The sequence below is a fragment of the Pusillimonas caeni genome (assembly GCF_003545815.1).
Classification (GTDB): domain Bacteria; phylum Pseudomonadota; class Gammaproteobacteria; order Burkholderiales; family Burkholderiaceae_B; genus Pusillimonas; species Pusillimonas caeni.
In genome coordinates, this window is record NZ_PDUW01000008.1 from 162161 (window position 1) to 175841 (window position 13681).

Annotated in this window: 12 protein-coding genes and 2 pseudogenes; 8 read left to right on the forward strand and 6 right to left on the reverse strand. The window is 63.8% G+C overall.

What is annotated here, in order from left to right:
• Position 1: 1 nt before the first annotated feature.
• The gene (locus CSC67_RS17100; RefSeq protein WP_118995659.1) at positions 2 to 484 is read right to left on the reverse strand and encodes a YajQ family cyclic di-GMP-binding protein; all 483 of its coding nucleotides are present in this window, start codon (positions 482 to 484) and stop codon (positions 2 to 4) included.
• 188 nt (positions 485 to 672) lie between these two features.
• On the opposite strand from CSC67_RS17100, the gene CSC67_RS17105 reads away from it, so the two are divergent.
• On the forward strand, positions 673 to 1860 hold the full coding sequence (locus CSC67_RS17105; protein ID WP_118995660.1) for an MFS transporter: 1188 nt from the start codon (positions 673 to 675) through the stop codon (positions 1858 to 1860).
• A 5-nt stretch (positions 1861 to 1865) separates the two neighbouring features.
• Here CSC67_RS17105 and CSC67_RS17110 read toward each other — a convergent pair whose 3' ends face one another.
• From CSC67_RS17110 to CSC67_RS17120, 3 genes are all read right to left on the reverse strand, one after another.
• Positions 1866 to 2165 (reverse strand): I78 family peptidase inhibitor, encoded by a 300-nt coding sequence (locus CSC67_RS17110; RefSeq protein ID WP_118995661.1) that lies wholly within the window; start codon positions 2163 to 2165, stop codon positions 1866 to 1868.
• Between the two features lie 238 nt (positions 2166 to 2403).
• On the reverse strand, positions 2404 to 3309 hold the full coding sequence (locus CSC67_RS17115) for an alpha/beta fold hydrolase (protein WP_118995662.1): 906 nt from the start codon (positions 3307 to 3309) through the stop codon (positions 2404 to 2406).
• A 158-nt stretch (positions 3310 to 3467) separates the two neighbouring features.
• On the reverse strand, positions 3468 to 4388 hold the full coding sequence (locus CSC67_RS17120; protein ID WP_167752941.1) for a LysR substrate-binding domain-containing protein: 921 nt from the start codon (positions 4386 to 4388) through the stop codon (positions 3468 to 3470).
• A gap of 127 nt (positions 4389 to 4515) precedes the next feature.
• Here CSC67_RS17120 and CSC67_RS17125 point away from each other — a divergent pair, with 127 nt between their 5' ends.
• From CSC67_RS17125 to CSC67_RS17135, 3 genes are all read left to right on the forward strand, one after another.
• A complete protein-coding gene (locus CSC67_RS17125; protein ID WP_118995664.1) occupies positions 4516 to 6225 on the forward strand; it encodes an alkaline phosphatase family protein in 1710 nt (569 codons plus the stop codon).
• Positions 6218 to 6667, forward strand: a complete 450-nt coding sequence (locus tag CSC67_RS17130) for a cupin domain-containing protein (protein ID WP_118995665.1) — start codon at positions 6218 to 6220, stop codon at positions 6665 to 6667. Before CSC67_RS17125 ends, CSC67_RS17130 begins: the two co-directional genes overlap by 8 nt.
• Positions 6668 to 6790: 123 nt before the next feature.
• Entirely contained in the window at positions 6791 to 8152 is a 1362-nt protein-coding gene (locus CSC67_RS17135) for an MFS transporter (protein WP_118995666.1), read from the forward strand.
• A gap of 2 nt (positions 8153 to 8154) precedes the next feature.
• Here the strand turns inward: CSC67_RS17135 and CSC67_RS17140 are convergent, their stop codons facing one another.
• Entirely contained in the window at positions 8155 to 9561 is a 1407-nt protein-coding gene (locus CSC67_RS17140) for a GntP family permease (protein WP_118995667.1), read from the reverse strand.
• 212 nt (positions 9562 to 9773) lie between these two features.
• On the opposite strand from CSC67_RS17140, the gene CSC67_RS17145 reads away from it, so the two are divergent.
• The 3 genes from CSC67_RS17145 to CSC67_RS17155 all read left to right on the forward strand — a co-directional run bounded on the left by CSC67_RS17145 (position 9774) and on the right by CSC67_RS17155 (position 12777).
• Positions 9774 to 10583, forward strand: coding sequence for an outer membrane protein (locus CSC67_RS17145; RefSeq protein ID WP_245220271.1), 810 nt, complete (start codon positions 9774 to 9776; stop codon positions 10581 to 10583).
• A gap of 111 nt (positions 10584 to 10694) precedes the next feature.
• Positions 10695 to 10895 carry a DUF3016 domain-containing protein gene (locus CSC67_RS17150; RefSeq protein WP_118995668.1) on the forward strand — a complete coding sequence of 67 codons (201 nt, stop codon included), beginning with the start codon at positions 10695 to 10697 and terminating at the stop codon, positions 10893 to 10895.
• Between the two features lie 151 nt (positions 10896 to 11046).
• On the forward strand, positions 11047 to 12777 hold the full coding sequence (locus CSC67_RS17155; protein ID WP_118995669.1) for a tannase/feruloyl esterase family alpha/beta hydrolase: 1731 nt from the start codon (positions 11047 to 11049) through the stop codon (positions 12775 to 12777).
• Between the two features lie 71 nt (positions 12778 to 12848).
• On the opposite strand, the pseudogene CSC67_RS17160 reads toward CSC67_RS17155, so the two are convergent.
• Positions 12849 to 13094: pseudogene (locus CSC67_RS17160) on the reverse strand (EamA family transporter); the annotation flags it as partial.
• Between the two features lie 28 nt (positions 13095 to 13122).
• Here CSC67_RS17160 and CSC67_RS17165 point away from each other — a divergent pair.
• Positions 13123 to 13654 (forward strand): annotated as a pseudogene (locus CSC67_RS17165) (aminotransferase class I/II-fold pyridoxal phosphate-dependent enzyme); the annotation flags it as partial.
• Positions 13655 to 13681 lie beyond the last annotated feature (27 nt).

Sequence of the window (13681 nt, forward strand, 5' to 3'; positions counted from 1 at the left end):
CTCAGTCGCGGAAATTATTGAACTGCAGCGGCAGGTCGACGTCCGTCTTTCGCAGCAGGGCGATGGCCTCTTGCAGGTCGTCGCGTTTCTTGCCGGTAACGCGCAGCTTGTCCTTGTTGATTTGCGCTTCGACCTTCAGCTTGGCCTGCTTGAGCGCGGCGATGAGCTTCTTGGAAACCGCCTGCTCCAGGCCCTGGCGCACGGTGATTTTCTGGCGCGCGCCGCCCAGGTTCTCGTTGGGCTCGGCCACGTCCAGGCAGCGCACGTCTATGCCGCGCGCCGAGAGGCGCCCGCGCAGGATGTCGAGCATCTGCTTGAGCTGAAAAGCGCTGGGCGCCGTCGCCGTGACCACGAAGCCTTCCAGCTCGAACCTGGCGTCCACGCCCTTGAAATCGAAACGCGTATCCAGTTCGCGATTGGCCTGGTCGACCGCATTGGACAGTTCGTGCTTGTCTACTTCCGAGACGACGTCAAAAGATGGCATGGCGCATATCCCCGTTATGAATGGCTTTATGATGAGCCACAGTTTAAACGATGGACGCTGCCCGGCGGCCGGCGTAAACGGCAAACTTCGCGCAGGGCGGCGCCGATTTCCGGCCGCTCCCGCGCGCGGAAATCGACAAGCGGCGGCGCTGCTGTCAGAATAGCCTACTTTATCTCCCGCTCGCCGCCGTGACTTCCGGAAACTCGTCGTTCAGCCTGCGCGGCATCGCCGTCGCCGCCTTTGGTCCTTCGCTGCTTTTCGGCATTGGAGAAGGCGCCATCTTCCCGGTCATTGCGCTCAGCGCCAAAGAGCTGGGCGCATCGGTGGCCCTGTCGGGCTTCATCGTATCGCTGATCGGCATCGGGTCCCTGCTCAGCAACATTCCCGCCGCCCTCGTTACCGCCCGCTATGGCGAACGCCGTTCCATGATCGGAGCGGCCGCCCTCACTGTGCTGGCGCTGGTGCTGTGCCTGTTCGCCTCCACGACCTGGATGCTGGGGCTGGGGGTCTTCCTCATCGGCGCGGCAAGTTCAGTCTTCCTGCTTGCCAGGCAGACCTTCCTGACCGAGGTGGTACCCATATCGATGCGCGCCCGGGCCTTGTCCACGCTCGGCGGCACCATGCGGGTGGGCCTGTTCATAGGCCCGTTCGCGGGCGCCGCCGTGATGCATTTCATAGACCTGCCGGGCGCCTATTGGGCGGCCATCGTCGCCATGGTGGGCGCAGGGCTGCTCTCGTTCGCCATTCCCGAACTCGAGCACGGCAGGCAAGCCAAGGCGGCCGACGTCGTGCCGGCGCGGCTGGGCGGGGTGTTGCGCGACCACGCGCAGGTCTTTCTTACCCTGGCGCTGGCCGGCTCCCTGCTGGCGGCCATCCGGGCATGCCGCCAGATCATCGTGCCGCTGTGGGCCAGCCACATCGGCCTGGACGCGCCCACCACCGCCGTCGTGTACGGCGTCATGGGTTCGATCGACATGCTGCTGTTCTATCCAGCGGGCAAGGTCATGGACCAGCACGGGCGGCTGTGGGTCGCCCTGCCCTCGATGCTGCTGATGGGCGGCTCGCTGATGCTGATGCCTCTGACCACCGGCCTGGCCGCCTTCGTCATCGTGTGCATGGTCATGGGGCTGGGCAACGGCATAGGCTCGGGACTGAACATGACCATAGGCGCCGACGCCTCGCCGCCCGGGGCCCGCACCCAGTTCCTGGGCATCTGGCGGCTGATCACCGACTTCGGCGCCGGCGGCGGCCCCCTGCTGCTGTCCGGCATCATCGCCGTCCTGTCACTGGCCGCCGGCATCCTGGCCATCGGCTCGATGGGGTTCATCGCCGCCGCCATGTACTGGCGCTGGCTGCCGCGGCGCGTCGAAAAGTAAAGCGCCTATCCGCAGTAAGCCCTTACCACGACGTCGTAGTCGTTGAGCTGCAGGTTCAGGCGTTCGGACCGGTATTCCTTGGTGACCATCTGGCCCGGCCGTATGACGCGTATCATGCCGGCGCCGCTGCTGCGCCGCGCTTCCTGCTCGAGCTCGGCCGAGATGCGCTTGCCCGTGACATGAGAAGCGTTGTCCGCATTGCAGATGCGGGGAATCGTATTGTTGTCGGGCTCATTCAGGTCGACCGACGAGCACGCGGCCAGGGCGAGCGTTGCCGCCGATACCAACAGGATGCGTGTGAACATGGCGTCTCCTTGGATTCGGACGCTCGGCGAATCGGCGTCCCAAATCGATTTTGCCATAGTGCAACGCGACGCCGGCGAAGAGGTTGTTATCACTTGCGACAAAAACGCCCCCCAAGGGGGCTTTTTTGCCTTGGGGCGGCCCGGCGGCAAAAAATGGCCCCCACGCCACGCAGGCTGGGCCTGCTTGCTGCCCCCCAAGGGGGCTTTTTTGCCTTGGGGCGGCCCGGCGGCAAAAAGCTCAACGGCAAAATTCGCGTGCCAGAGAGGCGCAGAGGTCGGGCCGCTCGAGTTGCAGGAAATGGGTTGTCCCCGGCACGCAGGCATAGTCCAGGTTGAATTCCCGCGCCAGGTCGCGGTCGATGGCCGCGGACGGCTGGACGCCGGGCACGTCCGGGTCGGCGCACAGCAGCTTGAGCGGGAAATCGACCCGGCCGAGCCACGACCACAATGTGGTGTCGTCATTCGACGCGAATATTTTCGCTTCCTGCTCGGGTGCGCAGGAAAGAGTCCAGCCGCCGCCCTCGTCCTCGGAAACCGGGCGCAGCAGCGCACGCGCCATCTCGTCGCAGGCATCCGACTGGCAGCGGGCAAACATGGGATTGCGCCGGTACTGGCCGGCCAGGTCGCGCCAGTCGTCGAAGTGCGCGCGCCGCTTGGCGACCCGGCTTGCCAGCCCCATCATCTCGTCGACGTGCGAGGCCTGCATCGGATGGCCGTCGGGCGGGATGATGGGCGGATCGAACAGCACGAGACCGTCGCAGGCAGGGCCGAAACGCCGCGCATGCAGCAGCGAGACAATGGCCGACAGCGAATGAAAAGCGCCATAGGTCTTGCGCTCGCCCAGCGCCGCCCGGATGGCGCACATCGCCACGTCGAAATCCAGTTCGAATTGCGCCCACGAATGGTTCTCCAGGGAACCGCGATCGCTCATGCCGTGGCCGCGAAAGTCGAGCAGGACGAGCTGGTACTCCGAGGCCAGCCGGCGCCAGAAAGAGGCATAACCGCTGGCGGCCAGGCCATTGCCGTGGCTGACGATCAAACGCGTGGCATCCGGGCGGCCGCATACCTGCGCCCTGATGATGACATCGTCGTCGGCTGCGATTTCGAGTATTTGTCCTTGCGATATTGCTGTCTCGGCCTGCATGAAACCATTCCTTGATAATTACTGAGCGCGGGCGGCAGCGCCCGGACGAAGCACGCGGTTCACGCCCGGCGACTGCGCTGCACCACTGAGCGATGATACCCGAACCCGCCTATGCGGGCGGACCCGTCCGCGCCGTATGCTGCACAGGCTGTATAGAGTCAGCCCCCCGTCCGGTCCTGCGCCCGACTAAACTCCCTGGCTTCCTGCAGAAAGGCCTCGAGCAGGTCCTGGGCGGGCAGCGTCAACGGCGCATCGGCCCGCAACACCGCATAAATGGTGGTGACGGGCAATGGGTCCTCGATGGGTAGCGCCACGAGGCCGGCCCTGCGGCCGTGGCGATCCAGGAAGCTGCGAGGCATGATGCCCACGACGTCCAATGCGGACATGAGGCCCAGCAAGGTGGAAAACGATTCGCACTCCAACTCGACATGGGGCGGCCTCAGCCCCAGCGCCTCGAATCGAAGATGGGCGGGATCGCCCGGGCCGTGCGTCGGCCCGGTCAGTATCCAGCGCGCATCCACCAGATCGGCCAGGCGCCGGGCGCGCGAAAGAGGATGACCGCGCCGGGCCGCGATGATCTCCTGGCTATGGAACAAAGGCTGGCGCAGCAAGTCACTTCCCACGCCCGCCGCCGGAACCGGTCCGAGCACGAAATCCAGCTCTCCGCTGCGCAGCTGGCGCAAAGCATGTGGATACAAGGCGTCGCGCATGCATAGCTTCACACCGGGCCATCGCGACGCGAAACGGGCCGTCGCCCCGGGCGAAAACAGGATCGCCACTGCCGGCGACATGCCCAATGTCACTTGGCCAGCGGTATTCCCCAGGTGCAATGCGATGTCTTCGCGAGCCCGATCCAGCTCGCGCAGCGCTGTCGCGGCCCGGGCGGCCAGCAGCTCCCCCGCCGGCGCGAGCCGCGCACCTTTGGCGCTGCGCTGCACCAACGCAATGCCGAATTCTTCTTCCAGCTGCCGCAGCGACTTGCTCAAGGCCGGCTGGGTGACATTCAACTGCTCGGCCGCGGCGCGAAGACTCCCTTTCTCGCCCAGCGCGATCAACAGCTCGAGTTGTTGCAGCCGCATGCGACCTCCCTTGTAGTGATAACCAATGGTAATAGACATGAAAACAAAACACTACTGGCAAGCGGAGGCGGCTCCTAAAATCAAAACCAAATTACATACCCCATGACACAAGACTATGGAGGAGACCATGACGCGCCACGTTAAGAACGTGCTCTTCATCATGTGCGACCAATTGCGCGCCGATCATCTATCGTGCTTTGGCCACCCCAATCTGAAAACCCCCAATCTGGACGCTTTGGCCGCCAAGGGCGTCCTCTTCGACCGCGCTTATGTACAGTCTCCTGTCTGCGGCCCGTCGCGCATGAGCTACTACACCGGCCGCTACGTACACTCTCACGGGGCGAGCTGGAACTTCGTCCCGCTCAAAGTGGGCGAGATGACCATAGGTGATCACTTGCGCCCGCTCGGCGTACGGTCCGTCCTGGTCGGCAAGACGCATATGCGGGCCGATCTCGCCGGCATGGCGAGGCTGGGTATCGATCCTTCATCCCAAGTCGGCGTGCGCATCTCCGAATGCGGTTTCGATCCCTACGAGCGCGACGACGGCATCCATCCCTACTCAGGGCACGATCCGGATCCGGCCTACAACCGCTATCTGAGGGAACTGGGTTTCGACGGCGACAATCCATGGGAAGAATGGTCGAACTCCGCCATGGACGAGGACGGCCAGATGCGATCCGGATGGTTTCTCAAGTACTCGAACCTCGCGGCCCGGATCCCGGACGAGCACTCCGAAACGCCCTACATCACCCGCCGCGCCATGGACTTCATCCAGGAGGCGGGCGACGAGCCCTGGTGCCTGCACCTGTCGTACATCAAGCCCCATTGGCCTTACTTGGCTCCGGAGCCCTACGCCGGCATGTACAAGCCGGCCGACGCGCTGCCCGTGCGACGGTCGGAGCAAGAGCGGCTGGAGCCCCATCCGGTGTACGAGGCCATGATGAACCACCGGGTCTCCCGCACATTTTCCCAAGACGGCACAAGGGACGCCGTGATGTGCGGCTACATGGGCCTGATCAAGCAGATAGACGATCAGCTGGGACTTCTGTTCTCGTTTCTCGAGGAACGGGGCCTGATGGACACGACCATGGTCGTGTTCACCGCCGACCATGGCGATTATCTGGGCGACCACTGGATGGGCGAGAAAGACCTGTTCCACGAGCCTGTGATCCGCGCTCCGCTGATCATCTACGATCCTGATCCCAGAGCCGACTGCACCCGCAACACCCGCTGCCAGGCGCTGGTCGAAGCCGTCGACCTTGCTCCGACCTTTCTCGATGCCTACGGCGGTCCCGCCGTGCCCCATGTCATGGACGGCCGTTCGCTGCGTCCCCTGTTGTTCGGCCAACAGCCCGGCGACTGGCGCGACACCGTGATCTGCGAATACGACTATGCCTTCCAGGACGCCCGCATCGATCTGCAGACCAGGCCTCGCCAGGCGTGGATGCGCATGGTCTTCGATGGACGCTGGAAGTACGTACTGTTCGAGGACTACCGCCCCATGCTGTACGACTTGCAGGCCGATCCCGACGAATTCCATGATCTGGGCGCATCGCAGCAGCCCGAGCATGTCCAAGCCCGCGCCCGGCTGCACGAGGCCCTCTTCCGGTGGTCGCGCCAGCCCCGCCAGCGCGTCACCGTCGCGGACGAAGCGATCGAATCGATCGAGGTGCAGCCGCGCATCTCGGAAGGCGGCATTTTGATCGGCTACTGGGATGAAGAGGACCTTGCTCAGGCGCGCCAAGGCTTCAAGCCCCGCTTCGCCTCCACCAATCCATTGGTCAAGCCTACGCTGGACCGTCTGACGTCATTGCAAGGAGATCCGCATCATGCTTGAAACCCCCGACATCACGCCGGCGCATTCCGGCCTGGACGGCGTGGCCTGGAACGTCATGGGCCAGGTCTACGTTCCCAAGCAGGTGAGCGAAGACAGCTTCGCCTGGCACGCCACGTTTCCCATCGAAACCTTCGTGCCGCCCCACACTCATCCCTATCAGGACGAATACATCTTCGTGCTCGACGGCCGCATCGACCTACTGATCGACGGGAAGAAACGATCGGCTCAGAGCGGAGACCTGGTCAGAATGCCGCGCGGGATTCCGCATGCCTTCTTCAACAATTCGGGCGAACCGGTCACCGCGTTGTTCTGGGCAGCGCCCGCGGGCAAGCTGCTGGCCCTGTATCGCCGTCTTCACAACGTATCGAGTCCGGCGGAGGCCGTCCGGATCGCGCGCGACTACGACGTTTTATTCGGGCCGCCGGTTTCATCGGCCGCCTGAACCCCGGACGCCGGCGGGCAGCGAACACAGAGTCGCACCCGGCCGGCGCCGCAGCGCGGCGCCAAAGACCGCGCATCCAGCCTCATGTCCGAGGATGGAAACCCACAAAAATGGAGGAGTAGGATGGCAATCTCTACAAATATGCCCGTCGGCACGGGCATGGGCGGCAACATCGCCTCTGTGCAACGCCGGGCGTGGCTGGTCACCGGCATGCTGACGCTGTTCATGGTGCTCAACTTCGCCGACAAGGCAGTGTTGGGTCTGGTGGCCAAGCCCGCCATGGCGGAGCTCGGCCTCAGTCCGGTACAGTTCGGCTTCATCGGCAGCAGCTTCTTTTTTCTGTTCAGTCTCAGCGCCATTGTCGTGGGCGCGGTGGCGCACCGTTTCTCCAGCCGCTCGTTGATACTGGTTTTGACCGTGGTGTGGGCCGCGGCCCAGTTTCCCATGCTGTTCGGCGGGGCGACGGTATTGCTGGCAACCCGCATTATGCTCGGCGCGGGCGAAGGGCCGGCCTTGCCGGTCGCCCTGCATGCGACCCACAATTGGTTTCCCACCGAGGACCGCGCTCTGCCCAGCAGCCTTATCGCCATAGGGCCCACCATCGGTGCTGCGGCGGCCGCTCCCCTGCTGTCGTTGATCATCGCCTCTCCGGCCTTGGGATGGCGCTGGGCGTTCGGCGTGCTTGGCATCGCGGGCTTGATCTGGGGAATAGCCTGGGCCTTCATCGGCAAGGACGGTCCGTATCAGGCCGGCGGACCCGCCAATGAAAACCATGGCGTCACGCCCTCGGCCACTGAAAAACTTCGCAAGGTGAGTCTTTGGCATGTCTTCACCGGTCGAGCCTGGCTGGTGGCGACACTGGCCGGCTTCGGCTGCTTCTGGGCGCAGGGAGCCATGACGACCTGGCTGCCCCGATACATCGGCGACGTTCTTGCCGTCGCGCCTGAAAAAGTGGGCATGGTGTACGCCCTGCCCTGGACCTTCGGCACGCTGCTCCTGCTTCTCCTCGGTTTCCTTGGACGCAAGCTGATGCGGCGCGGCGTATGCGCGCGCTGGGCCGTTGCGGCGCTGTTTGGCCTGGCCCTGGCCATCTCCGGTCTTTGTCTGCTTGCGCTGCCCCACCTGTCGGGGATGCGCGCCATGGCCGCCATGACCGTGGGCTGGGGCGCCTTCCTGGTGTTTCCCATGGCGCCCACCGCCATTGCCTACGCCGTCAACCCGCAGCAACGTGCGGTGGTCATGTCCGCGTTGGTAGGGCTGGCTTCGGTGGGAGGCGTCGTATCGCCCGCCATCGTGGGCTGGCTGGTGGAGCGCGCTGGCTACGGCCTTCGGGCGGGCGACGCGGCGTTGACCGCCGGGCTGCACGATGCCTTTACGCTCACCGGGCTGATTCTGCTGGCTGCCGGCGTGGCCGCCATCGTGCTGCTCGATCCGGAAAGAGACTGCGCACGCCTTCAACGCCACTGCACGATAGAACCTCGATAGTCCTAGAAGCTGCCGAACATCGTCCCCAGGCTAATGACGGCGATCAGCGCGACCATGGGCACGCCCATGGTCACCGCCGCGATGTTCATGTACGACTGCCGATGGGTCAGACTGCAGATGGACAGCAAGGTGATGATGGCGCCGCAATGAGGCAAGGTATCGAAACCGCCCGCCGCCATCACGGCGACACGGTGCATCAATTCGGGACTGATTCCGGCCTCTTGCGCCATGCGCAGGTAATCGGCGCCCAAAGTCTGCAGGGCAATGCTCAGGCCGCCCGATGAGGAGCCGGTGATGCCGGCCAGCACGTTCATGGCGACGGCTTCGGAAACAAGCGGATTGCCCGGCGCCACATTGAGCACCGCGTCGCGGATGATGGCAAAGCCCGCCAGGCCGGCGATGACGGCGCCGTAGCCTACTTCCGAAGCCGTGTTGAAAAGCGGCAGCATGAAGCCGAAGACGCCCTTGTTGACCGTTTCGCGCAGATCGATCCAACGGCCCAGGCGTGACACGACCAGGGTTGCGCAGGCCACCACCAGCGCGACGATCAGCGCCCACAAGCCGGTCATCTTCTCGGGCGCCACCTTGGGAAAGCGTTCAATAACGAAGGACAGATCCATGTTCGGGAACACGGCGTAGGTGAACAAGGCGTTGACGCCCACCACCAGCAACAGGGGCAAGACAGCCAGAGCCAGCGGCATGCGCGACATGGGACCGCGCGCTTCATCGGCCGCGTCCGCAGCGGCCACGCCCTCGGCATGCACGCCGTAGCCCTCGCCCTTCAGGCGCGCGGCGGCCTGGCGCGACAGCAGCCACCACAAGCCGCCGCCCAGCATGATGATGCCGCCGATGATGCCCAGCCCTGGCGCGGCAAAGACATTGGTGCCGTAATAGGGAATCGGGATGGCGTTCTGGATGGCCGGCGTGCCGGGCATCGCCGTCATGGTGAAGGTGAAGGAGCCCAGTGCAATGGACGCCGGGATGAGGCGCTTCGGAATGTCCGCCGCGCGGAACAGGCTGCGCGCAATGGGGTAGATGGCGAAGGCCACCACGAACAGGGACACGCCGCCATAAGTGAGCACGCTGCAGGCCAGCACCACCGTCAGAATGGCATGCTTGTGGCCCAGGCGCTCGACGATCCATCGCGAGATCGTGTTGGCCGCACCCGAATCGGCCATGAGCTGCCCGAACAATGCGCCCAGCAGGAATATCGGCAGGAACTGCAGCACATAACCGCTGAGCGCCGACATGAACGTTTCGGTGTAGATCGGCAGAAAGTAAAAGATATCTCCCGACAGCAGCACCGCGAGCGCGGCCATGAGGGGAGCCAGCAGCAGCACGGTGATTCCCCGATAAGCGAGATACATCAGAAGAAGAAGCGAAACGACGATTGCGAGCGTGCTGCCCATGCCTCATGCCTTGTCAAACGGTTGCCGGGGCCGCCCCGCGCCGTGCGGCGGCCAATAGCCGTCGAGTGTGGCATCGGGCACGAAGCGGTCCATTACAACGGAATGACGGTCTACGAATTTTGCCGGCGGCAAAACTGGCTTCGCGGCCGCAAACCGTCTACCATACTGGCGGTAACTATGTATATCCGGTCGATACAAACATTGGAAGATTCATGGTTGAAACACCGTATTGCGCGGCCATCCTGCTGGCCTGTATGGCGATAAGCTCGCCCGCTGCCGCAGAGCAGGCGCCGAACGATCAAGGCATGTACGCGGGCATATTCGGCGGGCTCGGCGCCGCCACCGCGACGAGCCTGCAACAGCAAGGCGCGGTCTACCTGCGCCCGCCGCAAAGGCTGCCCATACTGCCCATCAACGCCAAGGGCTCCACCGCCAGCAGCACCAGCGTCGCGCTGGGCGGCGCGCATCTGGGCTATGAATGGAATCGCCTGAACCTCGCTTCGAACTGGGGGTTGCGTCCGGCGGCTGAACTGGAAGGCGTCTACATCGGCAAGCATTCGCCCACCGGCGAAATGCCCGTCATGCCGCGCTTCCTGGGCATGCAGTATGTCACCGTTCCCACCACGGCCGGGGTCTTCCTGGCCAACGCGATCTTCACCCTCGAAACGCCCTACTCCAGTAAAGTCCTTCCCTACATAGGCCTGGGCGCCGGCATGGCTTTCGTGTCCATCAAAGGGTCCGATTCCGCCAACCCCTCCGAACCCGGCATCAATCACTTCAACTCCGATCCCGACGCATCGGACTCCGCCTTCGCCATGCAGATCAAAGCCGGCATCAAGGGGCGGATCACCAAGAACCTGCGCCTGTTCGCCGAATACAGGCATTTGTCGATCGACGCGACAAGCTACAAATTCGGCGCCACCGACTACCCCGGCCTGCACCTTCCCACCGCAACATGGCATGTCAACATGGGCCGCCAGAAATACAATCTGTTCGTGGCCGGCCTGCAATATAAGTTCTGAAACCAGTCTCCCTGCCAGCGCGCGGCGCCGGCAAGCCGCAACCCCTACCTTCTTTTTTGTGCCGTCATCTACGACCTGGGCCAGGTATTCGCTCAAGCCGCGCCGTGAACCATGCCGCGCCGGTCCGGCCTGAACGACGTGCGCATCGTGCGCGACATTTATCCGCCGCGCTTGGACCTGGACTACCAGTTGTCCGATGAGCACGGTGCCACGCTGCGGGAAGGCAGCGCAACGCTGCGCGATCCCAGCTTCCAGCGTCCGAACATCCAGCCACTCGGGACGCCAATAATTAACCTTCCAACTCCCGTTTAGGGTTTTTCCGGATCATATCCATGCTTGTCATCCATTGGCGTGCCATGTAGTATCGGCCGTATATCAGGATACCTGATACTGCCTTGATTCAAACACTCCACCATCCAAGCGCAATTGCCAATCACCAATAACAAGCAAACGGGAGACATGCATGGACAAGCGCCTTACCCTCACGACCCTGGCCGCGTTGACCGCCCTGCTGTATGGCTGCCACAGCAGCAGCGGCGACAATAAGCCCGACGACCCGCCGCAGCTCAGCTGCGCCGACATCACCACCGAAGCCCTGGACGTTCCGGGTCTGGTCATCACCAACGCCGTCGCCAATCCGGCCACCGACGCCGGCACCAGCCAATCCGCGCCGGCGCACTGCCTGGTGGAAGGCCATTTGAACGAACGCAAGAGCGAGGTCGACAACCAGCAGTACGCCATCGGTTTCGAAGTGCGCCTGCCCACCGACTGGAACGGCCGCTTCTTCTTCCAGGGCGGCGGCGGCACCGACGGCGCCGTCAACCCCGCACTGGGCAGCCTGCCCGGCGAAGGCCAAGCCACCAACGCCTTGAGCGAGGGCTATGCGGTCGCCAGCACCGACGGCGGGCACAAGAGCATCGATGACGGCACGCCCGCCGGCGGCTCGCTGTTCGGCGTCGACCCCCAGGCGCGTATCGACTATGGCTACAACGCCGTGGGCGAGGTCACCAAGGTGGCGCAAACGCTCATCCAGCGCCATTACGATAAAGGCGCAGATCGTTCGTACTTCGTCGGCTGCTCCAACGGCGGCCGCCAGGCCATGGTGGCCGCCTCGCGCTTTGCGGACCTGTATGACGGCGTCATCGCGGGCAATCCCGGTTTCAATCTGCCCAGGGCGGGCATCCAGCACGCCTGGGACAACCAGCAATTCGCCAGCGTCGCGCCCCGTGACGCCGCCACCGATCGGCCCATCATCGAGCAATCGTTCACCTTGCCCGACATGCAGCTCGTGGCCGGCAAGGTGCTGGGTGTATGCGATGGGCTGGACGGCTTGAAGGACGGCATGATCTTGAACTCTGCCGCCTGCCAGGCCGCCTTCGATCCGGCGAAAGAACTGGTTTGCGTTTCCGGCCAGACTCCGGGCACCGACTGCCTTGGCGATGCAGCAAAAGTCGACGCGCTCGTCCGGGTGTTCGATGGGCCGCGGAACTCGCAGAATCAGGCGCTGTACGCCAGTTGGCCATGGGATGCCGGCGTCGGCGAGATGGGCTGGCGCATCTGGAAACTTGCCATGCCGTTTCCCAACCCCGATCCCACCATTCCCAATTCCATCATTGCCACCATGGGCGGATCGGCTCTGCCCTACATCTTCATGACGCCGCCCGTACAGGTTCCCGGCGCCGGACATGGCCTGATCGACTACCTGCTGGGCTACGATTTCGATGCGGACGCTCCCGGCATCCACCGCCGCACCGACGTCTACACCGAATCATCGATGGAATTCATGACGCCTCCCAATCCCACCGACCTCGGCGCATTCAACGCCAAAGGCGGGAAGATGATCGTCTACCATGGCAACAGCGATCCTGTGTTCTCGGTGCATGACACCATTCAATGGTACGAGAACCTGAAAAACGCCGACGCCGAGGCCGGCGACTATGCCCGCCTGTTCACCGTGCCGGGGCAGAACCACTGCAGCGGCGGCCCCTCCACCAGCCAGTTCGACTTGCTGACCGCCCTGGTCGATTGGGTGGAGAACGACAAGGCGCCCGAGCAGGTAATCGCCATGGCTTCGCCCGACAGCACACTGAGCGGCGTCGAAAGCCGGCCCCTGTGCCCGTATCCGCTGTACGCCAGATACGACGGGCACGGAGATCCGAAAGTGGCTTCCAGCTTCGAGTGCGTCGAGCCCTGAGCCGATGCCTAGCGATCTCATTGCGGAAGCCGGCCAGGAGGTTCGGCTTCCGCAAATTATTTGTATATGCCCTATGGCCGTGCCGACCGTTTGGCTCCGGCGACACAGAACACCGCGGCCAGGGAGACCCCCAGCATTGACCAGCTCACCCGCTCGTGCAGAAACAAGGCGGCCAGGCCCAAGCCCATGAACGGCTGGAGCAATTGAAGCTGACCCACCGCGGCGATGCCGCCCAGCGCGAGCCCACGGTACCAGAACACGAAACCGATCAACATGCTGAACAGCGCTACGTAGGCAAGGCCGAACCAGGCTGGTCCGCTACATGAGCAAAGGACTCCGGCGAGGTCACCGAGACTTGCCGCTTTCGACGGCCTGTCGCGCGTCATTCCATATCGGCAGCTTCTCCAAAAGCGTGTCAGCCTCTCTGCGCTGCGGCTACATCGCGGCCCGACCCGATTGGATCGAATCCCTGACCAACCTGAAAATCGCCACCGCCTTCGGCGGCGGGCGGCTGGCCGCCGACGTCGTGTTGAAGGTGCTCACCGACAGCGGCTACCGCAAACACATGGAGTCCATACGGCTGCGCCTTGCCCGCGAAATGGAAAAGACACTTGCCGGGCTTCAGAGTGTTGGCATCGAGCCGTGGCTCGTCCCCCGTGCGGGGATGTTTCTTTGGTGCCGCCTTCCACAAGGCCTGGACGCGGCTTCCGTTGCGCGATCATGCCTGAAAGAAGGCATTGTGCTGGCGCCCGGCAACGCGTTCAGCCAGTCATTGAGCGCAGGCGATTTCCTGCGCTTCAATGTGGCGCAATGTCATGACCCGCGGATCTTCGAGGTCTTGAGTCGCGTGTTGAATCAGCAAGCGGGAAGCGCCTGAGCAGACCGCCTTTCAGACACGCCCTTT

What these genes read in the sequence shown, in the direction of transcription:
- CSC67_RS17100 (WP_118995659.1), bottom strand. Translation starts at nt 484, where the DNA reads ATGCCATCTTTTGACGTCGTCTCGGAAGTAGACAAGCACGAACTGTCC.
- CSC67_RS17110 (WP_118995661.1), bottom strand. Translation starts at nt 2,165, where the DNA reads ATGTTCACACGCATCCTGTTGGTATCGGCGGCAACGCTCGCCCTGGCC.
- CSC67_RS17115 (WP_118995662.1), bottom strand. Translation starts at nt 3,309, where the DNA reads ATGCAGGCCGAGACAGCAATATCGCAAGGACAAATACTCGAAATCGCA.
- CSC67_RS17120 (WP_167752941.1), bottom strand. Translation starts at nt 4,388, where the DNA reads ATGCGGCTGCAACAACTCGAGCTGTTGATCGCGCTGGGCGAGAAAGGG.
- CSC67_RS17125 (WP_118995664.1), top strand. Translation starts at nt 4,516, where the DNA reads ATGACGCGCCACGTTAAGAACGTGCTCTTCATCATGTGCGACCAATTG.
- CSC67_RS17130 (WP_118995665.1), top strand. Translation starts at nt 6,218, where the DNA reads ATGCTTGAAACCCCCGACATCACGCCGGCGCATTCCGGCCTGGACGGC.
- CSC67_RS17135 (WP_118995666.1), top strand. Translation starts at nt 6,791, where the DNA reads ATGGCAATCTCTACAAATATGCCCGTCGGCACGGGCATGGGCGGCAAC.
- CSC67_RS17140 (WP_118995667.1), bottom strand. Translation starts at nt 9,561, where the DNA reads ATGGGCAGCACGCTCGCAATCGTCGTTTCGCTTCTTCTTCTGATGTAT.
- CSC67_RS17145 (WP_245220271.1), top strand. Translation starts at nt 9,774, where the DNA reads ATGGTTGAAACACCGTATTGCGCGGCCATCCTGCTGGCCTGTATGGCG.
- CSC67_RS17150 (WP_118995668.1), top strand. Translation starts at nt 10,695, where the DNA reads ATGCCGCGCCGGTCCGGCCTGAACGACGTGCGCATCGTGCGCGACATT.
- CSC67_RS17155 (WP_118995669.1), top strand. Translation starts at nt 11,047, where the DNA reads ATGGACAAGCGCCTTACCCTCACGACCCTGGCCGCGTTGACCGCCCTG.